We start from the raw sequence: 22377 nt of genomic DNA, 5'->3' as shown, positions 1-22377 counted from the left end.
TCCCTCCACGCCGTATCCGCTGCCCGGTCGGCCTGTTCTTATGGTTCGCCGCGTTCATTGACGCAGCGTCAGGAGGATGACGCGCCTTCGCCTCGCCCGATGATTGCTTTACCGGACAGGCCTATTCATTTTTCGCCGCCGCGACCGGCCGGAATCTCAAGAAATATTCTGTGACGACTTCACAACGACGAACGCCGGCGCGTCCGGACCGCGAGATCCAGACGCGCCGGCGTCGAAGCAACCGAGATGATCTGGATCAGGCGCCGAGGCTGGCGGTGAGGTCGTCGAACAGTTCGTCGACCGACAGCTTGCGCGGGATGATCTTCTGGTCGAACGCCCAGTCGATGGCCAGTTGCAGGCCCTTGCGGTTGGCGTCCAGGCCGAACGGCGGATAGACGGCCGGCGGGCCGCCCTCGGTCAGGGCGCGGCTCTCGACGATCATCCGGTAGATCTCGCGAACCACGTCAGGGCGCTGTTTGGCGACATCCTCGTGGACCACGAAGATGTGGTTGATCGGCACGACCTGCTCGCGCTCGAACCAGGCCTTGGCGGCGTTGAACGGGTCCGGCACCAGGTACTGCACGCGCGGATCCTTGGGCAGATCGACGCCTTGCAGCGTGGCGGCCAGTTGCCCGTCCAGCATCATCTGACCGATGTCCGAGCCCTTGGGCAGGCGCACGCAGTTGGCCGGATCGCTGTATTCCTCCAGGTGGCCGTCGCCGGTGGTGCGCCAGGTGACCTTGTCGAGGTCGACGCCGTATTCGTGCTGGAGCACGCCGCGGATCCACAGGCCGGTGGTCTGGGCGTAGGTGCGCACGCCCACTTCCCTGCCCTCGATATCCTTGGGATCGAGGTGGCCGAGCTCCTTGTTGAAGCCCGCGCAGTGGTGCTGGAAGCGGCCCGAGATCGGGGCCGGCAGCAGGACGTAGGGCTTCCCGTAGCACTTGGCCTGCAGGTAGGTGACGATCGCCAGCTCGCCGGCGTCGTACTGGTTGCGGCGAACCATGTCCTTGAAGCCGTTGTGGGCCTGTTCGGGGCCGCAGAAGTCCAGGGTGACCATGTCGGACGTCACACGGCCGTCCTTCATGGCCTTGGTCACCGGATAGTTGGCCAGGTTGGTCTTCAGAGTCAGCACTTCGGCCGCAACGTCGCTCATGACGCGGTCCCTCCCGGTTCGTTCTTAGAGTTTGACTTCGATCAGCACCGGGCCCGCCTCGCGGGTGGAGTTGATCATGGCCTGGGTGAAGTCTTCCGCCGTCTCGACGCTGACCGCCGGCACGCCCATGCTCTTGGCCATGGCGACCCAGTCGATGGTCGGGTTGCCGATGTCGATCATCGACAGGGCGCGCGGCCCCGGCGCGGCGCCCGCGCCCATGTTCGAGTATTCGGCCTTGAGGATGGCGTAGCTGTTGTTGGCGAAGATGATCGTCGTGACCGGCAGGCCTTCGCGGGCCTGGGTCCACAGCGACTGGATCGTGTACATGGCGCTGCCGTCGCCCACCATGCAGAAGGTCCGGCGGTCCGGGCAGGCCATGGCCGCCCCCGTCGCCACCGGCGTGCCGTAGCCGATCGAGCCGCCCATGTTCTGGATGGTGTCGTGCGGCCGCGCCCCGGCGGTCAGGCCCATCGACTCGCGGCCGGTGGTCAGGGACTCGTCCACGAGGATGCAGTTTTCGGGCATGGCGTAGCTGAGCGCATTAGCGATGCTGACCGGGTTCAGCGCGCCCTGCGGGGCCGCCTGCTCCGAGCGCGCTTGCAGCACCGGGTCGGTCTTCAGCGCCCCCAAGGCCTCGGCCAGCATTTCGAGCCCGAGGATGCTGTCCTCGTCCTTGGCGACCAGTTCGTGCACCTGGCAACCGGCGGGCTTCAGCACGCTGGGCTTATCAGGATAGCTGAAGAAGGCGATCGGCTCGCCGGTCTCGACCGTGACGATGTGCTTGAAGCCGCTGAGGAAGGTCACGGCCTGGTTCACGGCGTAGGGGATGCGCTCCAGCGGCGTGCGGCCCGCGCCACGCTCGATGCGGACGCTGAAGAACTGGGTGGCGATGCGGCAGCCCGTGTTGGCGGCGACGCGGCCGGCCAGATCCAGCGAACGACCCCGCATGGACTTGCCGCCGAAGATGATCAGGGTCGGCTCGCCCGAGGCCAGCACCTTGGCGATGTGCTCGACCTTCTCGGCCGGCGGCGCGCGGCGGGTCGGCTCGCGCTTGGGAAGCTTGGGAACCTCGCCCGCCTCGCCCCAGCTGGCGTCGCCGGGCAGGATCAGGGCCGAGACCAGGCCCTCGTTGGCCTTGGCGACGGCGGCGGCGGTGTCGGTGGCGATGGACTCCGAGCTGTCGGTGGTGCGCACCCAGTGACACAGCGGGCGAGCCAGGCCCTGGATGTCGGAGGTCAGCGGAGCGTCGTACTTCAGGTGCGAGGCGGCGTGTTCGCCGATGATGTTGACCATGCCGACGCCGGCGCGCTTGGCGTTGTGGATGTTGGCCAGGCCGTTGGCGAGGCCTGGACCCAGATGCAGCAGGGTGGAAGCCGGCTTGTCCTTCATCCGGGCCCAGCCGTCGGCGGCGCCGGTGGCCACGCCCTCGAACAGGCACAGGACGCTGCGGATGCGGGGATTTTCCAGCGCCGCCAGGAAGTGCATTTCCGAGGTGCCGGGATTGGCGAAACAGACCTCGACGCCCTGGTCGGCCAGCGTGTTCACAAGGCTTTCGGCGCCGTTCATGGTCACTCCCCGTTCCCCGGCGATTACGCGGCCGGGTGTTGTTCGATCATGGGAAGTTGAGACCACGGCGAAGGGGGCGGCCTCCAATCCAATCGGGCCGGAAAGCGATAGATTTCCGGGCGTTCTCAGCGATGCGCCCCAGCGTCCGGATGGTGTCGGCGCTCAAAGCGTGCAGGGGATGGCTGATACTTGCGCCAAGCCGCCATCAGGCCAGAATGAAGCCATGCACACGCTTTACGACGACATCATTTCCCGAATACCCGAGCCGCCGACGTGGTGGTTCAATGGCGTGCCGCGATATAAGAAATTCGAGCCCGACGCTCTTGGTGTTGGCCACGAACAGAGGGCTCTGGCTCGGATCGCCTGCCAGGATTGCCGCACCGAATTTCTAATCGGCGTCGAAGGCGGCCATTTCGAAAGCGAGACGCTCGCTGAACTGCATTCCGGCGACCTGAACGTCGGCGATCCGCCGCGGCACGATCATCCCGATGGAAGCCGATGCGCCGGCGAGACAATGGGCGCGATCCAGCTTGAGGTCCTCGAAGCATGGGAGCGCACGCCAACCTTTCCTTGGGCATGGCGGCGCCGCCCCGAATATGAAGGACGCGTTCTCGATACCGGCGGCTATTAGCGCCGCCGCCCGCTTCTCGTCATTCCACATCGAAAATGACGAGAAGCCGGCCCCTGGACGCGCTGCCTACGCCTAATACCCCGCCAGTTCCTTGCCCTTGCCGACCACGCCGTAGGAGCGCTGCGGGGCGGCCATCAGCCAGCGATAGCCTTCCGACAGCAGGCGTTCGAGATTGCCCGCGTTGGTGTGCGGATTGCCGACCGGCACGCCGTGGCGCACGCAGGTCTCGGCGACCTTCTTCATGGCGTCGCGAACGTCCGGATGGTCGTACTGGCGCGGGAAGCCCATTTCCTGGGAAAGGTCGCCCTCCCCGATCAGCACGAAGCCGATGCCGGGCACCTCTTTCAGGATCTCGTCGAGGTTCTCGACGCCCTTGACGCTCTCGATCATCAGCCCGACCAGCAGCTCGCCCTGCGGGGCCAGCGGCCAGACATCGGCCTTGGCGTAGTAGTCGGCCATCGACAGACCCCAGTAGCGGGCGGCGGTGGCGGGACCATCGCCGCGCACGCCGCGCGGCTCGTACAGCGGGGCGTTCCTGGGGCGAGCGTAGCGGCAGGAGGCGACGGCATTGTAGGCCTGGGCCACGTCGTTGATGTGCGGCCAGATCACGCCGTAGACGCCGCGGTCGAGCGCCTGCTTGGCGTAGGCCTGGTTCATCTCGACGCCGTTGGCCGGCACGCGGACGATCGGGGTGACCTGCGGCGCCAGGGTCGCGGCCGAATGGATCTGCTTGCGGTTCAGCAGGTACTGCAGGGAATCGCCGAGGGCGGCCATGTCCCAGGGATTGTGCTCCATCTCGAACACCAGGCCGTCATAGGGCGAGTCCGAGAGGTCGATGGCGCTCTGCTTGTCGGCCTTGGCGAAGCAGGTGAAGGCGGGCTTGCCGGCTTCCCAGGCGCGGATGACGCCGTTCAGGCGGGTGTCGGTCATGGTTCTTCCCCGTGGTTTCTGTCCGACTGAGCTAGACCCGCGCGGCCGTCTCGCCCTGATCGATGAACCTTCCCCGCCGATAGAAAAAGCGCGCGGGAGCCGGTCAAGCCCCCGCGCGCGAGTCGTCCTCATGCGCTTCGAGAAGAGGATCGGGAGAGATCAGGTGGAGACGGCGGTCTCCTCGGGGTTCCAGTACATGAAGCCCATGCCCTCGCCGGTGCCGGCGGCGGTGCGCCAGCAGGGCACGTAGTCGACCAGGGTCATCTGAGCGCCGGTGTGCTGCAGGGCCATCATGACGATGCTGTAGATCTTCACCTCGGAAGTGCCCGACTGGTAGTAGCCGTCGGGGATCGCGGCCAGGCCGTCGTAGTCGTAGGCCGCCAGCTTGCCCATGACGTCGCGGTCGAACTCCTCGTCGTTGACGAAGTGCGACAGCCCGCCCGAAGCGATGATCGCCACGCGCACGTCGGCGGGCCAGGCCTCGATCGCCTCGCGCAGCACGCGGCCGAACTCGATGCAGCGGCTCATCGACGGCTGGGTCGGCGGATAGAACAGGTTGAACAGCACCGGCACGTGCGGCGGCGGCTGGTCGCCCATGATCTGGTGATAGACGAAGCTGTAGGCGTGCGGCACCACCGGATAGTCCGGCTTCATGCCCTGGCGCTGCTCCATCCAGACGTTGTCGGGCCAGGCCTGCAGGTCGTTGAGATCGAAGCCCTCCTTCTGGAAGGCCTTGATCAGATAGGTCGCCAGCTCCGGATAGGCCTTGTGCACGACGTGATGGTCGGGCGCGTAGACGGGACGCTGGGGCGGGCCGTTGTGGACGTCTTCGCCGGTGTAGATGGTGATCGACGGCGACTGGTCGGGCCAGATCTCCTTCTGGTCCTTGCCCAGCACGATGGCCACGTCGATCTTGGCCCGGCCATAGGCCTGCGCCATCTTGTCGAGCGCGGCGCGGCAGCGGCCGGCGCGCTCGGTGCGCTCCTCGATCGTCAGGAACGGTTCGAAGGCGGCCTCGCGGTGGGCTTCCAGTTCCGGATAGGTCCAGGTGCGGTTGCGGAACCACAGCTCGGGGTTCTTGCGGTCCCGCTCGCCGTTGGTCAGCCAGTCCTCGGGCGCCTGCCCCAGCATGCCGCTGTGCGGCACAGCCATGCCAAATACGATCTTGGCCATACGCGTCTCCTTGATCGGCGAGGCCTAGGGCTCGCACCCCAGACCCGCCAATTCGTTTCGGGCCCGGCGTGATCGCTTCACGCCGGGATATTCGGATCAGACCACCACGCCCTCGGGCACTTTCGGGGCCCAGTCGCGGCGCAGGACGAACAGGGTCGTCAGGGCGCCCAGCAGCAGGAAGGCGAAGATCACGTACATCGGCACGGCGTAGCCGCCGCTGACGTCGAGCAGCCAGCCCGACAGGATCGGCGCGACCATGCCGGCCAGGCTGACGGCCACCTGCTGGATGCCCGTGACCACGCCGACGGCGGGCTTGGGGATCAGGGTCAGGCGGCAGAGGGCCAGGTTGTTGGCGGTGGCCAGGCCCAGGCCCGACAGCGAGAACACGTTCCAGAACAGGGCCAGGGCCGTGTTCTCGGTCTTGGCGCCCAGGATCACCGTCGAAGCGACCAGGAAGCCGGCGACCACGAAGCTCTTGCGCACCACCACGGCGTCGCCGCCCCGGGCGATCAGCTTGTCGGCCGTCCAGCCGGCGACCAGCGCGACGATGGCGATGCCCGCGAAACTGAAGAAGGAATAGAGCCCCATCTTCTCCAGCGTCAGGCCGCGATGCTCGACCAGATAGGCCGGCATCCAGGTCATGCAGTAGAAGGTGAAGTAGTTGTAGCAGAAGTTGACCACCAGCGTGCCCCAGACGAGCGGGCTGGCCAGGATGTTCTTCAGCGGCACGGCCGAGGCCTTGGCCCGCACGGCGACCATGTCGCTCTTGGCCGGCAGGTCGTTCTTGACCCCGAACAGCCACGGCACCAGCCACAACAGGCCGACCGCGCCGGTGATCACGAACATGGCGCGCCAGTCGTAGGCGACGATCAGCCAGGCGGCGACCGGCGCGCCGATGGCGGGACCGAACTTGTTGCCCAGCATGTAGAGGCCGACGGCCGTGCCGCTCTGCCCCTCATGGAAGTTGTTGCGGATCCAGCGGTAGCTGGCCGGCACCACCACCGCCTCGGCCGCGCCGACGATCAGGCGCATGACGATCAGGGCCGCCAGGGTGGTCGTCAGGCCGGTCAGGGCCGAGGCCAGACACCAGAGCACGAAGCAGATCGTGTAGGGCACCTTGACGCCGTAGCGGTCGACCACCCAGCCCATCGGGATCTGCAGGGCCGCGTACGACCAGAAGAACGCCGAGTTGATCCAGCCCCGATCGAGGTTGGAGAGATGGAAGTGCGCCTTGAACGAAGGCACCGCCAGGGCCGACGAGATGCTGGTGCGGTCGACGAAGGCGATCAGCGCTCCGGCGGCCAGCAGCGCGAGGATCGCCCACCGCTTCCAGGCGGCGTTCTCGACCGCCGTGACCCCGGCGGGGGCGGCCGTCGCGGCCGGATCGATGCTGGCCATGTTTTCCTCCCGAGCGTTTGTCATCTTATTCGCCCAGCTTCGGATACAGCGTCCGGGCGGTTTTGCCGAAGACCCATTCCTGGTCGGCTGGCGAAAGCGTGGCCAGGCGCTGGCGGGCGGTGTCGAGGATCTCCGACAGCGTCCCCGGCGAGGTCGGGAAATTGGAGCCCCAGGCCAGGCGCTGGGCGCCGAACACTTCGACCAGCTTGGGGAACCAGGTCTCCGGCGTGGCCGAGCCCTTGGTGCTGTCGCCCATGATCCGCGGGGTGAGCTTCATGTAGATCGACGGCAGGTCGGCCAGGTCGAACAGGCTCTGGGCGGCGGCGTAGGGAGGGCCGTCGGCGACCTCCGGACGGCCCAGGTGGTCGAGGATGATCGGCACGTTGGGGAAGCGCTCGGCCAGGGCCCGCACCTGCGGCAGGCCGACGGGACCGGTCTGGATGCACATGGTCAGGCCCAGCTCACCGAGCAGCTCCCAGGCCGGATAGGCGCTTTCGTCCTCCAGTTCGGTGGGGTCGAAGTCCTTGGTGCTGCCGCCGGTGAAGATGCGCAGGCCGGCCAGACCCTTGTCGGTCCAGGCCCTGATGGTCTCGACCGCGTCGGGCGCACGCACGTCGACCGAGCCGACGGCGATCAGGCGATCGGAATAGCGATTGCAGGCGTCGACGACATAGCTGTTGTCGAAGCCATAGGTGGTGGAAGAGTGCACGACGGCCGCCTTGGCCACGCCCGCCGCGTCCATGGCCGCGATCAGGGTCTCGACGACGCAGGGCCGCTCCTGCGACCAGTCCGAGCGCTTGCCGAACAGCGGCGCCGGCGGATAGCGGCCCTCGTCATCCGAAATCACGTGCGGATGGATGTCGATCACCGAGGACATAAGCGCTCCCTAGACTGGCCTCCGGCGGGTTGTTCGCCGCCGTTGTTTCGAGGGCCATGGAACGCGAGATCGCAGGCTGGGAGCAGTCGAAGCTATGCGGCGAGGTATAAGTTTCGGGCCGCCGAAAACCCGTCGAAAACGACGCAGGGCGCGGCGCGGATCACCCGCGCCACGCCCTCCTAGCACCTTGATATGCTAGCCTATTTCCCCTGCGCCTTCAGGTGGGCGTCGAGGCGCGGATAGACCCGACGGGCGTTGCCTTCGTAGATGTTGAAGCGGTCCTCGTCGGTCAGGCCCACGCAGGCGTCGACATAGCGCTTGGTGTCGTCGAAGTAGTGGCCGGTGTCCGGATCCTTGCCGCGGACGGCGCCGATCATCTCCGAACCGAACAGCACGTTCTTCGACGGGATGACCTTGGTCAGCAGGTCCACCCCCGGGTGGTGATAGACGCAGCTGTCGAAGAAGATGTTGTCCAGCAGGCCTTCCAGCGGCCGGTTGGCCATCTCCAGCGACATGCCGCGATAGCGGCCCCAGTGGTAGGGCACCGCGCCGCCGCCGTGCGGGATCACCAGGCGCAGGGTCGGGAAATCCTTGAAGAGGTCGCTCTGCAGGATCTGCATGAACACCGAGGTGTCGGCGTTCAGGTAGTGGGCGCCGGTGCCGTGGAAGTTCGGATTGCACGAGGCGGCCACGTGGACCATGGCCGGCACGTCCAGATCGCACAGGGCCTCGAACAGCGGATACCACTCGCGATCGGTCAGCGGCTTGCCGGTCCAGTAACCGCCGGTCGGGTCGGGGTTCACGTTGGCGCCAACGAAGCCCAGTTCCTCGACGCAGCGGCGCAGCTCGGGGATCGAGTTGGCCGGCGGCGCGCCGGGCGACTGCGGCAGCTGGCAGACCGGCACGAAGTTGTCCGGATAGATCTCGGTCACCCGCTTGACCAGGTTGTTGGAGACCTCGGCCCATTGCAGGCTGGTGCGCTCGTTGCCGAGATGGTGGCTCATCAGGCCGGCGATCGGCGAGAACAGGGTGACATCGGATCCCCGCTCCTGCTGGAGCTTCAGCTGGCCGTTGCCGACGCCTTCGCGGATCTCGTCGTCGCTGACGTGAGCCTCGGAGACGGGCGGCGCGGTGGACGGGCTGTCGGCGGCGTCGACCTGGCGCTGGCGCCAGTCGCGGAACGACTTCGGAACGGTGGTGAAGTGGCCGTGGCAATCGATGATCATGGTCGTGTCTTCCCCAACGCTCACTGCTTGTCCGGATCGACGAACAGGTCGTCGATACTCATCCGCTTGGGGGTGAGCCCCTGGGCGAAGGCGGTGCGCTCGAGCGCCTCGATGGTCGGACGATTGGCCTCGACGCCGTAGGGCAGCGGGTCGGGACCGACGATCTCGGTCAGCTTGACGTACTTCTTCTCGGTGGCGTTCTGCGGACCATTGGCGCGCACGCGTTCCAGCCACTCGTCCTTGGCCTGCTTGAAGGCCTTGTACAGCGACTGGGCCACCCACGGATGCTCTTCCAGCACCGAGTCCTTGACCACGATGGTGCCGTGCATCGGATAGACGCCGGTGCGGCGGAAGTAGTCGGCCTCAAGCTCGGCGGCGTTGGGCAGCAGGTCCGGATAGTCGGCCTCGACCTCCTGCCAGCCGCCGGTCGGGGCGCCGGTGCGACCGATTCCGGCCGCGCCCTCGACGCCCGCCGACAGCTCGCCATCGGCCATCATTTCGGCCAGCGGGCGGGTCGCATGGATGACGTTGCCCGGCAGCTTCAGCTCGCGGACGTGCTCCTCGTCGTCGACCACCCAGGTGACTTTGGAGGCATCCAGGCCGCAGTCGTCCATCAGGGCCTGGCGCAGCCAGACGCCGGTGGTGACGGAGTAGGCGCGCACCCCGACCTTCTTGCCTTCCAGGTCCTTGGCCGTGACGATGCCGGCGTCGGGGCGGATCAGCATGCCCGAGTGGTGGAAGCGGCGGACCACGAAGATCGGCAGCGCCTTGAACGGCGCGCCATAGGCCCGCGCGATGATGTAGGTCGTGGGCGCGATCTCGCAGACGTCGAACTCGACATCGCGCACCATCCGCCGGAACGCCCCGATCTGCGGCTTGACGGTGATGATCTCGGCCTCGACGCCCTCGATGGGGATCGAGCCGTCGCGGATGGCCGACGTGTGCGGATGTTCCGCCACGGCGATCTTAAGGGGCACCTTCTTCCCGGCCAAAGTTCCTCTCCTTGGATCTGTCTGTATCCGGGGAATGGCCGGCGGTCATCGGACCAGGCGTCGTCCCCGTTCGCACCGACAGAGGCGTTGACGCTCGAACGATCGCAACCGACGCGCCGCGAAACCTTCAGGGCGCGCTCCATTTCCTATCGGCGGCGGGCGAGGCCCGCGATAGGTTCGGCGCGACGGGTGATAAGTTTTGCGCCTCGCGGCGTCATAGATCGTGCGCCTGGAGACGGGTTTCTTATCACCCCGGAGATCCACTTCAGCGCAAACGCACGTGTTTCGACCGCAACCAAACACCCTGGCCAAGAGCCCGGAATGATTGTGGAATTCCCGATGTTTTTCGCTATTTTCGCTCTTGAGATGGAGGCCTTCAAAGGCGTCGTCATGGCCGGATCGGCGCCCGAACCGACCGTATTCGGCCCCTTCCCGCCCGACTTGCACCCCGATTGATTCCTGTTACCCGTTGGCGATCGGAGGAAGAAAAATGATCGACATGGATCCTGAACACAGGGCCGCGTCGCTGAGCTTTCGCCAGCTGAAGCTGTTCGAAAGCGTGGGGCGGCTTTGCAGCGTCCGCAGGGCGTCGGAGGAGTGCAATCTCTCCCAGCCCGCCGTGACCCAGGCCCTGGCCAAGCTGGAGCAGCAGATCGGCGCCGTCCTGCTGGAGCGCCGCGCCAGCGGCAGCTACCTCAACGAGCTGGGCGAGATTTTCCACCGCCGCACCACCCGCCTGTTCGAGCAGTTCGAGCAGGCGCTGACGATCCTGGGCGTGCCGGAAGACACCGCGCCGGTGATCGCCAAGCGCATCTCCCGCTCCCAGGCCCGCAGCCTGATCGCCATCGTCGAGAGCGGCTCGTTCGCCCAGGCGGCGCAGTCTCTGGAGTTGTCCCAGGCCTCGCTGCAAAGGGCGGCGCGCGACCTGGAGGGCAACCTCAAGAAGTCGATCTACTACCGCACCGCCGCCGGCGTGATGGTGACGCCGGCCGGGGTCGAGTTCGGCCGCCGGATCAAGCTGGCCACCCAGGAGATCGAGTGGGGCATCCAGGAGATCGAGGCCGCGCGCGGCAGCGTCGCCAGCCAGATCGCCATCGGGGCCATGCCGTTCGGCGGCAGCATGCTGCTGGCCTCGGTGCTCGACGCCTTCGTGCAAGCCAACCCCAAGGTCGACGTCAAGATCGTCAACGAAAGCGCTTCGGAGATGCTGAAGCGCTTGAGAGACGGCGAGGTCGATTTCGTCATCGGCCTGGTGCAGGAGACCACGGCCGACGATCTGGTCAACGAGGCCCTGGCCCGCACGCCCTACACCGTCGTCGCCCGCCGCGGCCACAAGCTGGCGCGGCAGGGCGAGATCAGGCTCGAGGACCTGCTGCAATACGACTGGGTGGTCGGCACGCCCGGCTCCAGCCGCCGGGCCTGTTTCGAGCGGATGTTCGAGGGCGGCCCGGGCCCCAAGACCTCAATCGCCACCAGCGCCCTGCCGATCGTTCGCCACCTCTTGCTACGCAGCGACCGCCTGGCGCTGATGACCTCGTACGAGGTGATGCACGAAAGCGACCTGACCGCCCTGCCCTTCGGCCCCGCCGGACCGGCGCCGGCCATCGGCGTGACCATGCGGGCGGGCTGGCTGCCGACGGCCCTGCACCAGGAGTTCATCGACCTGCTGCGCCGTCACACCGCCGACACCACGACCCCGACCCTGGTGCGGCGCGCCGGCTGACGGTCCTTCCGCCCCTTTCGTCGCCAGCTTGACTGAAGGCGGCTAGCATCGACGCCCGCACAGGTAATCCGGGACACTTCGAACATGCCCATCCAGACCGTGGAACTCGAAACGGCCGACGGCCCGCACCCAGCCTTCCTCCACACGCCCGCCGGCGAAGGCCCTTGGCCCGGGGTGTTCCTCCACGTGGACGAGCCGGACGGCGCGCCCCGAGCGCAGGAGATCGCCGAACGACTGGCGTCGTCCGGATATGCGGTGCTGACACCGGAACCGGCGACGAACGCCGCCCAACCGTTCGTGTGGTCCAGCCCCGCCGCGTTGCAAAGTCAGGGCGGCGCTTGGCTTGGCCAGCTCTACAACGCGGCGATGATCGGCGTCGGGCTGCTGAACAACGTCTTGGATTCGTCTACCGGGGAGGTTCCCTTCCTGCACCTGAAGGACGGCAAGGCCGCCGTCCATGGCGCGGGCGACCAGACGGCCCGCCTGCAAGAGGCGCTGGTGGAAGCCGGCGTCGAACTGGGGGTCGACCCCTGATCCCGAAAAGCGCGCCGGTTCGCAAAGCCCGGCGCGACCCGCCCCGTTAAAGCCGGACGAAGGAAAAGCATGACCGGTTCCCCACATCGCACGCCGACCCGCCGAGCGGTCGGCGCCGGCGCCCTGTCGCTGCTGACGGCCGGGGCCGCGCGCGCCGCGCCGCCGACCGAGACGCTGGTCTATGTCGGGACCCAGGCCAACGAAGCCGGACAAGGCGTGGTCGCCGCGCGGCTGGACGCGAAGACCGGCCGACTGAGGCCGCTCGGCGTCGTCGCCGAGATCGCCCGCCCGACCTGGGTGCTGGCCCATCCCTCGCGTCCGGTGCTCTACGCCGTCAGCGAGACCGGCGCCGCCGACGGCCAGGTGCAGGGCAAGGTCCACGCCCTGCGCGCCGATCCGGCCACGGGTCGGCTGAGCCCGATCTCGACCGTGGACTCGGGCGGCGGCGGCCCGACCCACCTGGCGCTCGATGTCGCGGCCAAGGGGTTGCTGGTCGCCAACTACGCCTCGGGCCATGTCGCCGCCCTGCCTGTCCGCGCCGATGGCGGGCTGGAGCCGCCAGCGTCGGTGCAGGCCGACCAAGGCTCCGGCCCCTCGCCGCGCCAGAAGGGTCCGCACGCCCATGGCTCGGTCGTCGATCCGTCGGGCCGCTTCGCGCTGGTCGCCGATCTCGGGGCCGACCGGGTGTTCGTCTATCCCTACGATCGCCGCGCGCGACGGCTGGGACCGGCGAGCACCGGCAGCCTCGCCCTGCCGCCCGGCTCGGGACCGCGGCACCTGGCCCTCCATCCGGGCGGCCGTTTCGTCTTCCTGATCAGCGAACTGGTTCCGCAACTTCGCACCTACGCCTGGGACGCCCGCCAGGGACGCCTGACGCCGGCGCATGCGACGCCGCCGCTGTCCGAGACGCCGAAGGCCAGCGGGGCCGAGATCGCCGTCAGCCGCGACGGCCGCTTCGTCTACGCCTCGGTGCGGGTGGAGAACGTCATCGTCGCCTTCGCCGTCGATCCGCGCACCGGCGCCCTGACCGAGATTCAGCGGATTTCCTCGGGCGGCCAGACGCCGTGGAGCTTCACGATCGACCAGACCGGCCGCTGGCTGTTGGCGGCCAACCAGGGCTCGAATACGGTGACCGTCCTGGCGCGGGATCCGGCCTCTGGTCGTCTCGCCGCCACCGGCCAGTCCCTGGCGGTCGGCAAGCCCACCAGCCTCGCGTTCCTGGCCGCCCGCTAGGTCGCACCCATCGACGGACGTTTCAGTGAAAGCTTCCCCACCCCGCAAGATCGGCCCGTTCGAGGTCGCCCCGATCGGTCTGGGCTGCATGAACCTCAGCCACGCCTACGGCGCGCCGCCGCCGGCCGAGGATGGCGAGCGACTGCTGAACCGGGCGCTGGACCTGGGCGTCACCCTGCTCGACACCGCCGCCCTCTATGGCGGCGGGAACAACGAGAAGCTGGTCGGCCGCGCGGTCGGCCATCGCCGCGACGACTATGTGCTGGCCAGCAAGTGCGTGCTCGACATGGACGGCGCCAGACGGGTGCTGGACGGCTCGCCCGGGGCCATCACGGCCAGCCTGGACCGCTCGCTGCAGCGGCTGGGCGTCGATCACATCGACCTCTTCTACCTGCACCGCCTGGACCGGAACGTGCCGATCGAGGACTCGGTCGGCGCCCTGTCGCGCGCGGTCGAGGCCGGGAAGATCCGGGCGATCGGCCTGTCGGAGATGTCGACCGCCACGCTGGAACGGGCCCACGCCGTCCATCCGGTCGCCGCCATGCAGAGCGAGTATTCGCCGATGGTGCGCAATCCCGAGGTGGCGGTGCTGGAGGCCTGCGAGCGGCTGGGCGTCGCTTTCGTGGCCTTCTCTCCGGTGGCGCGGGGCCTGCTGGCCGGCGGCGTCACCAGCGCCGCCTACGCCAAGGGCGACATCCGCGCCTGGATGCCGCGCTTCGTCGAGCCGAACCTGGCCCACAACCTGGTCGCCGTGAGGGCCTTCGACGCTCTGGCCAGCGAGCTTTCCCTGACGCCGGCCCAGCTGTCGCTGGCCTGGACCCTGGCGCGCGGCGAGCACGTCGTGCCGATCCCCGGGACCACGAGCCTGGCGCACCTGGAGGAGAACCTCGGCGCGGCTGAAGTCGAGCTTTCGGTCGAGGTGCTTGCGCGCATCGACGCCCTGTTCGCCGGCGACGCCGTGCGGGGACCGCGCTACCCGGCCGAGGCCCAGGCGCAGATCGACACCGAGCTGCTGCCGGACGAGGTGCTGGCTTAGAGCGTTCAGACCTTTCCCGCTTTCAAAGGCAAAACCAGAACGCCTTCCTGGGCCTCGTGCCCAGGACCCATCGTTCAGCTTCTCAGACCTTGGAGAACCTGCTCGGGTCTGAGCGGCCGCCGGCATGGGCCCTCGCCACAAGGGCGAGGGAGGCATTTGAGAGGCAAGCAAAGAAGGGCGAAGCCTTGCGGCTTCGCCCTTTCTGCATTCTCGAAAAAGCGGCCGGAAGCGCCCCAGCGCCTCCGGCCAGGCCTTGCGCTAGAACTTCGCGCCCACCCGCAGGCCGTAGGTGCGGGGCGGCAGGTAGGAGCCGTAGTAAACGCCGGCGGTCGAGGTGGCGAAGGCGTAGGACTTCACCAGTTCGTCGGTGATGTTGTTGGCGTAGGCCGTGACCGACCACACGCCTTCCGGCGAGTCGTAGCTCAGGTTCAGGTCGCCCGTGGTGTAGGCGTCCTGGCGGATGATCGGGCTGCGGATGTCGAACAGCAGGTACTGCTTGCTGACGAACCGGGCCCGGGCCGCCGCCGTCAGGCTGCCGCCGTTGGGCAGGTCGAAACGGTGCGAGTAGTCCACCGTCACCATCGACTTCGGCGACTTGGGCAGCGGGTTGCCCGAGAAGTCGCCGCCCGACGAATAGGGCGTGACCGGCAGCACGAAGTCGTTGAACTCCGAATGGGTCAGGGCCGCGACCACGCCGAGACGGTCGGCGGAGGTGATGGCCCACTGCGATTCCAGCTCCAGGCCGTACACCGTCGCCTTGTCGGCGTTGTAGGTGATCCGACCCGAGGCGGTGCAGGCCGCCAGGTTGGACGGCAGGTTCAGGCAGCCCAGCTGGCTGGCCTGGTAGTTCTTGTAGCCGTAGTGGAAGGCCGTGAGGTTCAGCTGCAGCGCGTTGCTGAACAGACGGTTCTTCGACCCCGCCTCGAACGACAGCACCTTCTCGGGCTCGTAGGAGTTGGGCGGCAGGCCGTCGTAGTTGCCGCCGGCCTTGTAGCCGGTCGCGGCGGTGACATAGATCAGCGAGCGCTCGGCCAGCTGGTACTCGGCCGAGGCCTTCCAGTTGGTGGCCTTCCACTCGGCGTTGGCGGAGTTGGTGATGTTGGACAACAGTACGCCCGCGGCGTTGCGCACCTGGGTGCTGCCGGTCTGCTTCTTCTGGTCGTTCGTGTAGCGCAGGCCGCCGGTCAGGCGCAGCTTGTCGGTGACGTGCCAGGTGGCCTGGCCGAACAGCGCGCGCGAGAAGGCGTCGATGTCCGGATAGCCGAACGTGACCTGGGTCGGCGGCGCCAGCAGCACCTGGTACGAGCTCTGGGCCTCGCCCCAGTAGTAGGCGCCGAGGATCCACGACACGGTCTGGTCGCCGGGCGAGGCCAGGCGCACTTCCACCGATTGCTGCTTGGCTTCCTGGTTCAGCTGGATGCGGCGGTCGCTGGCGTAGAGGTTGTCCAGCTTCATCTCGTGATAGGCCGGCAGCACCGTCAGGGTGGCCGGGCCGAAGTCCCAGGTGATCTCGCTGTGGACGCCCCAGTTGCGGTTGTCGATGTGGGCGCCGGGGTTGGTGGTGTTGGTCGAGCGCGGATCCACGCCGGCCACGTTCAGCTTGTAGGCGGCCGGCCCCACGCCCGTGCGCAGGTCGTAGTCGGCGCCCAGCAGGATCGACAGGTCGTCGGTCGGCTTGACCAGCAGTTGGCCGCGGAAGGCACGGGAATCCTGGTCCTCGCTCTTGCCGTCGGCGGCGTAGCCGTCGCGCTTCAGGGTGCGCATGGCGATCCGGGCGGCGACCTTGTCGCTGAGCGGCAGGTTGGCCATGCCGCTGACGCCGACCTGATTGTAGGAGCCGTACTCAGCGCCCAGAGCGGCCTCGAAGTCGAAGCGCGGGCGGGCCGAGATGACGTTGATGGCGCCGGCGGTGGCGTTGCGGCCGTAGAGGGTGCCTTGCGGACCGCGCAGCACCTCGACCTGCTGGATGTCGTAGATCAGACCGCCGGTCGACTGCGGCCGGCCCAGATAGACGCCGTCGATGTGATAGGCGACGGCCGGGTCGCCTTGCGGGCCGTCATTGGTGCTGAAGATGCCGCGGATGGCGACGCCGGTGGCGGCGTTGCTGGAGTTGATCTCGACGTTGGGAGCAGAACCTTGCAGCGCCTGCAGGTTCGGCGCGGCCTGCTTTTCCAGGCTGTCGGCGCTGATGGCCGTGACGGCCACCGGAATGTTCTGGACGTTTTCGCTGCGCTTCTGGGCGGTGACGACCACCTCTTCCAGCGCGGCGGGTTCGACCGGCGCCTGGCCGGCGGCCTGGGCGTTGGCGACGGCGCTCCAGCCGATCGCGATGCCGACCCCGGCGAGCAGCGCGGCCTTCAGCGGGCGACGTCCGGGCATGGTTTGACCCCTCATTCGTAACCTCCCTCATATGTCATCGCCCCGCCTCTTTGGACTGGGGTCGTTGATTGGTTCTTGGATCGACGGCCCCGCACACGACCGGTCGCCGACCTGAATTTCACGGGGTCGAGCCCTCGGTGGATCGCCAGAGATCAAGACGCGAAGCCTCGCGCGCCCGCCGCGATGTCGCATGCGGAGCCCTGCGCCGAGACGCGCTCTCGATGTCCTGCTGACGATCCCCTGAGGTCTCTCCCGCCCCCGCTGATCTCCGAGTTGAAGTAGATCAGGCGGAAGACGGAAGAGAGGGATCGAAAACCCGCAGCGCCCGATAGCTTTACCGAACGCCGTTTCCCTTATCTGGCCGGCAGGTACATGGGCATGGAGTCTTCCCACAGACTGTCGGTCAGCAGGCGCTTGCCCGTGCCGTCGGCGTTCATGACCATGATCTGGCCGTAGGGCTGGAAGGTGTTGTCGTAGAGCGCGGCCTCCTCGCGGAAGCCGTACATGCCGGTGCTGAACAGGATGCGGCCGTCGGCGCTCCAGACGGCGTGGCCGTCGTTGCCCCGGTTGGTGGTCAGGCGCTGCAAATCCGAGCCGTCCGGCCGGATCGTGAAGACGTCGAAGTTCACCGCGTCCACTTTTCGGGTGAAGACGATGCGCTTGCCGTCCGGCGACCAGAACGGAAGGTTGTCATAGCCGGTGGTCAGCACCCGGATCTGGCGGGTGTCGAGATTGATGACCCGCAGGCCCTTCTCGCTCTCGCCCCAGACCCGGAAGACGATCTCCTTGCCGTCGGCCGAGTAGCTGGGGAAGCCCGAATGGATCGTGCCGTCGGTCAGCGGCTCGTAGTCGGTCCCGTCGGCGCGCACCCGCATCAGGGTGGCCTTGCCCTTGGCGCGTTCCTGGAACCAGACGCCCATGCCGAAAGTCAGCCACTGGCCGTCGGGCGACCAGCCCGGCATGAAGGCGCCGGCCAGGCCCTTCTTGAGCAGCACCGGGTCCAGCCCCTTGCCCTCGACGTCGAACACCACGCGGCGGTTGGAGCCGTCGCGGTTCATGGTCACCAGCGAGGAATTGCCCTGCTGCTTCTCGGTGATCGCCAGGACGCCGTCCTTGGAGACGACCGGGAAGACGTCGGTGTGCAGGTAGTCGAACTTCGGGTCCCAGCTGTAGAGCGGCTTGAACTGCCCACGGGCCTTGAAGCCGACCTTCTCGTAGATGAGGCTCTTGCCGTCGGGCGACCAGACGGGCGAGCGCACCACGCGCTTCACCGGGGGCTTGCCGTCGGTGGTGTAGAGCCCCTCCTCCGGTCCGCCCTTCAGCTGATAGGCGACGACGTCGTTGCTGAGGAACTGCGGGAAGAGCTTGAAGCCCGGGCCCGAGGTCAGCTCGGCGCGCGCGCCGGTGGTCACGTCGACCGAGACGATCTGCGAGGTGACGCCGCCGACCGTGTCGGGACGGCGGGTGAACCAGGTGTCTTCCGTGGTCAGTTCGTAGAAGGCCACGCGCTTGCCGTCCGGCGACCACTTGGGCGAGCCCAGGCAGTAGCCGGGCTTGGAGGCGATGCGGCGGAAGCCCTTGCCGTCGGCGCCGATGACATAGATCGACAGCTCCTGGGTGTGCTCCCAGCCCTTGCCCTCGTGGTGGCCGCGCCAGTCGGTGTTGCGGTCGGACGAGAAGGCGATCCATTTGCCGTCGGGCGACCAGGACGGGCGGAAGAAGCCGTTGGGCAGGCTGGGATCGCCCTGCACCTCGGGCGCGCCGGTCAGGTTGGTCAGTCGCTTGGTCTTCAGGTCCAGGATCCAGACGTTGGCGACGTAGCCCTGGCGGGTCGAGACGAAGGCCAGGCGCGAGCCGTCGGGCGACAGCTCGCCGGAGTCGTCGACCGCCGAGCCGACGACCAGGGGCTGGATGTTGGAGCCGTCGAGATTGGCGCGGAACAGGTCCGACTGGCCGTCGCCGTTGCGCTCGGAAGTGAAGACCACCGACTTGCCGTCGGCGCTGAAGCTGGCGTGATAGTCGAACACCGAGTTCGACAGCAGCTTGCGCTCGTTGGAGCCGTCGGCATTGGCGATGTAGAGCTCGGACGACGACGGGCCGATGCGGTTCATCAGCATCACGCCTTTGCCCCCCGCCGGAGACGATGCGGGCGCCGCGGCCATCGCCTTGCCCGCCATCAACGCGGCCGGGACAGCGGCGAGGAAGTGTCGGCGGTCCATGTATTCCTCCTGGTACGCGCCGCCTGTCACGCGGCGGCTTGGTGTTCGTCGGACGGCGTCGGCTCCGTCTTCTTGTTCTTCTAGGCTAAGCCGGAGGAAGGCCCGGCGTGTCGATCACAATTGCGTCCGGCCCTATCCATTTCGGCGCGGAGCCTACTCGACCTGGGCGGATTCGAAGGTCCGCGCCCGGCGCAGGGCCGGGAACCACCAGGCCCAGAGGCCGGTGACGATGATCGCGCCAACGCCGCCGAACACCACCGCCGGCACCGGTCCGATGGCGGCGGCGAGGAAGCCGGACTCCGCCTCGCCCAGTTCGTTGGAAGCCGAGATGAACAGCGACGAGACCGCCGCCACGCGTCCCCGCATCGCGTCCGGCGTCGACAGCTGGATCAGCGACTGGCGGACATAGACCGACAACATGTCGGCCGCGCCCAGCACGGCCAGGCAGCCCAGGGACAGCGGAAGCCAACGCGACAGGCCGAAGACCACGGTGGCGACGCCGAAGACGGCGACCGAGACCAGCATCCTCACGCCCACGTCGTGCTTCAACGGCCGCCAGGAGAACAGCAGCGCCGTGGCCATGGCCCCGGCCGCCGGAGCGGCGCGCAGGTGGCCCAGTCCCTCCGGCCCGACATGCAGGATGTCGCGCGCGAAAATCGGCAGCATGGCCGTGGCCCCGCCCAGCAGCACGGCGAAGAGGTCGAGCGAGATCGCCCCCAGCACCAGCTTGTTGGCGCGGACGTAGGACAGGCCCTCGATCATCAGCTTCCAGGGCTTGCGCGGCGGGCCGATCGTACGGGCGGCCGGTCGCACCAGCAGCATGCACAGCAGCGACAGGGCGAACAGCAAGGCGCTGACAACATAGGGAACCGGCGGCGACCAGGCGTAGAGATAACCGCCGGCGGCCGGGCCGAGGATCGAGCCGACACGGCCGGCGATGGCGTTGGTGGCGATGGCCAGGGGCAGCACCTCGGGCGGTACGATGTTGGGTCCCAGGGCGTTCAGCGCCGGCATCGAGAAGGCCCGGGCCACGCCGAGAAACACCGCCACGCCCAGCAGGGCCGGAATGGTCGCCCCGCCCGACCAGGTCAGCCAGCCCAGGGCGACGGCGCACAGCAGTTGCAGCGAGGTGGTGAGGCAGACGATCAGCCGGCGATCGTAGCGGTCGGCCGCCCAGCCGGTCACCAGGGTCAGGGCGAACAGCGGCGCGAACTGGGCCAGGCCGACGAAGCCGAGCTGAAGCGCGGCGTCCTTGGTGTTCATGGTGGCGCGCGCCAGGTCGTAGACCTGCCAGCCGACGACGATGACCAGGATGTTCTGGGCCAGGACCGAACACATCCGCGCCGTCCAGAAATAGCGGAAGCTGGCGAACGCGAAGGGGTGGCGCGGCTGGGCCATCGAATACTCCTGGCCGCGATCGGACGGCGGCGGTGCGCACCTTTAGCGCCGCCCAGACGGGACAGTCACGCCAGGCGCGTCCTTGGGGCGCGTTCTTTCGCACAGAACCGATAGCCCCCGGCCCGTCTTGAATGGCCGGCGTATGGCGCGCCCCCGTACCAAGGACGGCTACGGGAGGAGCCAGGACCATGACCACGGGCGCAGAGGCCGCCGTGCGGATGCTGCAGCATCACGGCGTGAAGCACATCTTCGGCCTGTGCGGCGACACCAGCCTGCCGTTCTACGACGCGCTGGCGCGCCTGGACCACGGCATGGAGCACGTGCTGACCCGCGACGAGCGCAGCGCCGCCTACATGGCCGACGCCTATGCCCGGGTGACCGGCAAGGTCGGTGTCTGCGAAGGCCCCAGCGGCGGCGGGGCGACCTACATCCTGCCCGGGGTGGTCGAGGCCAACGAGTCTTCGATCGCTCTGCTTTCCATCACCTCGGACGTGCCGGTGACCGCGCGCGGCCGCTACCCGCTGACCGAGCTGGACCAGAAGGCCCTGTTTCGGCCGCTGACCAAGTGGAACACCGTGGTCGATCACGTCGGCCAGATCCCGCACGTCTTCCGCACCGCCTTCCGCGCCGCGACCACCGGCCGTCCGGGCGCGACCCACATCGGCCTGCCCTACGACCTGCAGAAGCAGACGGCGGACTTCGACCTCTGGGCCCAGGCCGAGCATGGGTCCTTTCCCGCTTTCCGGACCGGGCCGTCGCCCGATCTGGTGGCGGCGGCGGCCGAGGTGATCCTTGCGGCGAAGCGGCCGGTGTTCGTGGTCGGCGGCGGCGTGATCATCTCGGGCGCCAGCGCCGAACTCGCCGCCTTGGCGGAACTGCTCGACGCGCCGGTCGCCTCGACCGTCAGCGGCCATGGCGCGATCGCCGACGACCATCCGCTCGCTGTCGGCGTGGTGGGGGCCAATGGCGGGGTGGACCAGACGCGGGAGATCGTGGCGAACGCCGACACGGTGATCTTCGTCGGCTGCCGCGCCGGCTCGACCACCACCGAGCATGGCGAGGTCCCCGGCCGCGACGTGCCGATCGTCCATATCGACGTCGATCCGATGGTGGTCGGGGCCAACTATCGCGTCGAGGCCGGTCTGGTCGGCGACGCCCGGCTGTGTCTGGCCGCCTTGGGCGCGGTCATCGCTCGCCGGCTGGACGGCGAGGCGCGCGACACCGGCGCGGCCGAACGCCTTAAGGCCATGCGTCTGGCCAAGCGCGCGCGGTTCGAAGACCTGGCCCGGTCCACGGATCGCCCGATCCGCCCCGAGCGCGTGCTGGCGGCGCTGCAAGCCGCCCTGCCCCGCGACGGGATCATCGTCGCCGACCCAGGCACGCCCTGTCCCTACTTCTCGGGCTATTTCGACTTCAACGTCACCGGCCGGCGGTTCATCACCAACCGGGCGCACGGGGCGCTGGGTTTCTCCCTGCCCGCCTCGATCGGCGCGGCCTATGGCGCGCCCAATTCCAAGGTGGTGGCGGTGATGGGCGACGGCAGCTTCGGTTTCGCCGTGGGCGAGCTGGAGACCATCGTCCGCAAGCGACTGCCGATCACCCTGATCGTGTTCTCCAATTCCTCGTACGGCTGGATCAAGGCCAGCCAGAAGAGCGGCTATGGCGAGCGCTACTTCTCGGTCGATTTCGGTCGTTCCGACCATGCCCGCATCGCCGAGGCCTTCGGGCTGAAGGCCTGGTCGGTGAGCGATCCGGCGCAGCTGGACAACGTGGTCCGCCAGGCCCTGGCCCATGACGGACCCACCCTGATCGACGTGATCTCCCAGCCGCTGGAGGAAGCCGCCGTGCCGGTCAGCCGCTGGATGGGCTGACCGGCTGCGCTGCACCTAGGACGCCGGATCCCATG

At 68.0% G+C, this 22377-nt stretch carries 18 protein-coding genes; 7 read left to right on the top strand and 11 right to left on the bottom strand.

Translation table 11 applies throughout. The features are described 5' to 3' along the window. Positions 1–256: 256 nt before the first annotated feature. Together AC1RRS_RS08470 and AC1RRS_RS08465 are read right to left on the bottom strand one after the other, a co-directional pair. Positions 257–1156, bottom strand: a complete 900-nt coding sequence (locus tag AC1RRS_RS08470; RefSeq protein WP_492854749.1) for a substrate-binding domain-containing protein — start codon at positions 1154–1156, stop codon at positions 257–259. A gap of 24 nt (positions 1157–1180) precedes the next feature. Beyond that, positions 1181–2722, bottom strand: coding sequence for an acetolactate synthase large subunit (locus AC1RRS_RS08465; protein ID WP_492854748.1), 1542 nt, complete (start codon positions 2720–2722; stop codon positions 1181–1183). Positions 2723–2945: 223 nt separating this feature from the next. On the opposite strand from AC1RRS_RS08465, the gene AC1RRS_RS08460 reads away from it, so the two are divergent. Then, complete coding sequence (locus AC1RRS_RS08460; protein ID WP_492854747.1) at positions 2946–3353, top strand: hypothetical protein; 408 nt, start codon at positions 2946–2948, stop codon at positions 3351–3353. Between the two features lie 72 nt (positions 3354–3425). Here AC1RRS_RS08460 and AC1RRS_RS08455 read toward each other — a convergent pair whose 3' ends face one another. From AC1RRS_RS08455 to AC1RRS_RS08430, 6 genes are all read right to left on the bottom strand, one after another. After that, the gene (locus AC1RRS_RS08455) at positions 3426–4283 is read right to left on the bottom strand and encodes an HpcH/HpaI aldolase family protein (RefSeq protein WP_492854746.1); all 858 of its coding nucleotides are present in this window, start codon (positions 4281–4283) and stop codon (positions 3426–3428) included. A gap of 159 nt (positions 4284–4442) precedes the next feature. Next, complete coding sequence (locus AC1RRS_RS08450; RefSeq protein ID WP_492854745.1) at positions 4443–5456, bottom strand: DODA-type extradiol aromatic ring-opening family dioxygenase; 1014 nt, start codon at positions 5454–5456, stop codon at positions 4443–4445. Between the two features lie 96 nt (positions 5457–5552). Then, a complete protein-coding gene (locus AC1RRS_RS08445; protein WP_492854744.1) occupies positions 5553–6854 on the bottom strand; it encodes an MFS transporter in 1302 nt (433 codons plus the stop codon). A gap of 25 nt (positions 6855–6879) precedes the next feature. Beyond that, entirely contained in the window at positions 6880–7731 is an 852-nt protein-coding gene (locus AC1RRS_RS08440; RefSeq protein ID WP_492854743.1) for an amidohydrolase family protein, read from the bottom strand. Between the two features lie 200 nt (positions 7732–7931). Beyond that, the gene (locus AC1RRS_RS08435) at positions 7932–8957 is read right to left on the bottom strand and encodes an amidohydrolase family protein (RefSeq protein ID WP_110118528.1); all 1026 of its coding nucleotides are present in this window, start codon (positions 8955–8957) and stop codon (positions 7932–7934) included. 20 nt (positions 8958–8977) lie between these two features. Continuing rightward, positions 8978–9949, bottom strand: coding sequence for an ABC transporter substrate-binding protein (locus tag AC1RRS_RS08430; protein ID WP_492854742.1), 972 nt, complete (start codon positions 9947–9949; stop codon positions 8978–8980). A 321-nt stretch (positions 9950–10270) separates the two neighbouring features. Here AC1RRS_RS08430 and AC1RRS_RS08425 point away from each other — a divergent pair, with 321 nt between their 5' ends. From AC1RRS_RS08425 to AC1RRS_RS08405, 5 genes are all read left to right on the top strand, one after another. Then, positions 10271–10405 carry a hypothetical protein gene (locus AC1RRS_RS08425; RefSeq protein ID WP_492854740.1) on the top strand — a complete coding sequence of 45 codons (135 nt, stop codon included), beginning with the start codon at positions 10271–10273 and terminating at the stop codon, positions 10403–10405. Between the two features lie 34 nt (positions 10406–10439). Beyond that, entirely contained in the window at positions 10440–11672 is a 1233-nt protein-coding gene (locus tag AC1RRS_RS08420) for a LysR family transcriptional regulator (protein WP_492854739.1), read from the top strand. 84 nt (positions 11673–11756) lie between these two features. Continuing rightward, a complete protein-coding gene (locus AC1RRS_RS08415; protein ID WP_492854738.1) occupies positions 11757–12206 on the top strand; it encodes a hypothetical protein in 450 nt (149 codons plus the stop codon). 69 nt (positions 12207–12275) lie between these two features. Next, positions 12276–13439 carry a lactonase family protein gene (locus AC1RRS_RS08410; protein ID WP_492854737.1) on the top strand — a complete coding sequence of 388 codons (1164 nt, stop codon included), beginning with the start codon at positions 12276–12278 and terminating at the stop codon, positions 13437–13439. A gap of 25 nt (positions 13440–13464) precedes the next feature. Beyond that, a complete protein-coding gene (locus tag AC1RRS_RS08405) occupies positions 13465–14475 on the top strand; it encodes an aldo/keto reductase (RefSeq protein ID WP_492854736.1) in 1011 nt (336 codons plus the stop codon). A gap of 258 nt (positions 14476–14733) precedes the next feature. Here AC1RRS_RS08405 and AC1RRS_RS08400 read toward each other — a convergent pair whose 3' ends face one another. The 3 genes from AC1RRS_RS08400 to AC1RRS_RS08390 form a co-directional block, all read right to left on the bottom strand. Then, a complete protein-coding gene (locus AC1RRS_RS08400; protein ID WP_492854735.1) occupies positions 14734–16854 on the bottom strand; it encodes a TonB-dependent receptor in 2121 nt (706 codons plus the stop codon). Between the two features lie 353 nt (positions 16855–17207). Further along, the gene (locus AC1RRS_RS08395; RefSeq protein WP_492854734.1) at positions 17208–19073 is read right to left on the bottom strand and encodes a hypothetical protein; all 1866 of its coding nucleotides are present in this window, start codon (positions 19071–19073) and stop codon (positions 17208–17210) included. Between the two features lie 153 nt (positions 19074–19226). Further along, on the bottom strand, positions 19227–20471 hold the full coding sequence (locus AC1RRS_RS08390; protein ID WP_492854733.1) for an MFS transporter: 1245 nt from the start codon (positions 20469–20471) through the stop codon (positions 19227–19229). Between the two features lie 188 nt (positions 20472–20659). Between AC1RRS_RS08390 and AC1RRS_RS08385 the strand changes: the two genes are divergently transcribed. After that, the gene (locus tag AC1RRS_RS08385) at positions 20660–22342 is read left to right on the top strand and encodes a thiamine pyrophosphate-binding protein (RefSeq protein ID WP_492854732.1); all 1683 of its coding nucleotides are present in this window, start codon (positions 20660–20662) and stop codon (positions 22340–22342) included. Positions 22343–22377: the final 35 nt, after the last annotated feature.

This window comes from Caulobacter sp. GW821-FHT12A07 (assembly GCF_058807655.1).
Note: the sequence above shows the minus strand (reverse complement) of the source record. Positions and strands in the feature narration are given on the sequence as shown.

Bases quoted from the DNA above. Each gene is read 5' to 3' on its own strand.
- AC1RRS_RS08410 (WP_492854737.1), top strand. From the start codon at position 12,276: ATGACCGGTTCCCCACATCGCACGCCGACCCGCCGAGCGGTCGGCGCC.
- AC1RRS_RS08415 (WP_492854738.1), top strand. From the start codon at position 11,757: ATGCCCATCCAGACCGTGGAACTCGAAACGGCCGACGGCCCGCACCCA.
- AC1RRS_RS08400 (WP_492854735.1), bottom strand. From the start codon at position 16,854: ATGCCCGGACGTCGCCCGCTGAAGGCCGCGCTGCTCGCCGGGGTCGGC.
- AC1RRS_RS08455 (WP_492854746.1), bottom strand. From the start codon at position 4,283: ATGACCGACACCCGCCTGAACGGCGTCATCCGCGCCTGGGAAGCCGGC.
- AC1RRS_RS08435 (WP_110118528.1), bottom strand. From the start codon at position 8,957: ATGATCATCGATTGCCACGGCCACTTCACCACCGTTCCGAAGTCGTTC.
- AC1RRS_RS08425 (WP_492854740.1), top strand. From the start codon at position 10,271: ATGATTGTGGAATTCCCGATGTTTTTCGCTATTTTCGCTCTTGAGATG.
- AC1RRS_RS08395 (WP_492854734.1), bottom strand. From the start codon at position 19,073: ATGGACCGCCGACACTTCCTCGCCGCTGTCCCGGCCGCGTTGATGGCG.
- AC1RRS_RS08450 (WP_492854745.1), bottom strand. From the start codon at position 5,456: ATGGCCAAGATCGTATTTGGCATGGCTGTGCCGCACAGCGGCATGCTG.
- AC1RRS_RS08445 (WP_492854744.1), bottom strand. From the start codon at position 6,854: ATGGCCAGCATCGATCCGGCCGCGACGGCCGCCCCCGCCGGGGTCACG.
- AC1RRS_RS08470 (WP_492854749.1), bottom strand. From the start codon at position 1,156: ATGAGCGACGTTGCGGCCGAAGTGCTGACTCTGAAGACCAACCTGGCC.
- AC1RRS_RS08465 (WP_492854748.1), bottom strand. From the start codon at position 2,722: ATGAACGGCGCCGAAAGCCTTGTGAACACGCTGGCCGACCAGGGCGTC.
- AC1RRS_RS08385 (WP_492854732.1), top strand. From the start codon at position 20,660: ATGACCACGGGCGCAGAGGCCGCCGTGCGGATGCTGCAGCATCACGGC.
- AC1RRS_RS08390 (WP_492854733.1), bottom strand. From the start codon at position 20,471: ATGGCCCAGCCGCGCCACCCCTTCGCGTTCGCCAGCTTCCGCTATTTC.
- AC1RRS_RS08440 (WP_492854743.1), bottom strand. From the start codon at position 7,731: ATGTCCTCGGTGATCGACATCCATCCGCACGTGATTTCGGATGACGAG.
- AC1RRS_RS08420 (WP_492854739.1), top strand. From the start codon at position 10,440: ATGATCGACATGGATCCTGAACACAGGGCCGCGTCGCTGAGCTTTCGC.
- AC1RRS_RS08460 (WP_492854747.1), top strand. From the start codon at position 2,946: ATGCACACGCTTTACGACGACATCATTTCCCGAATACCCGAGCCGCCG.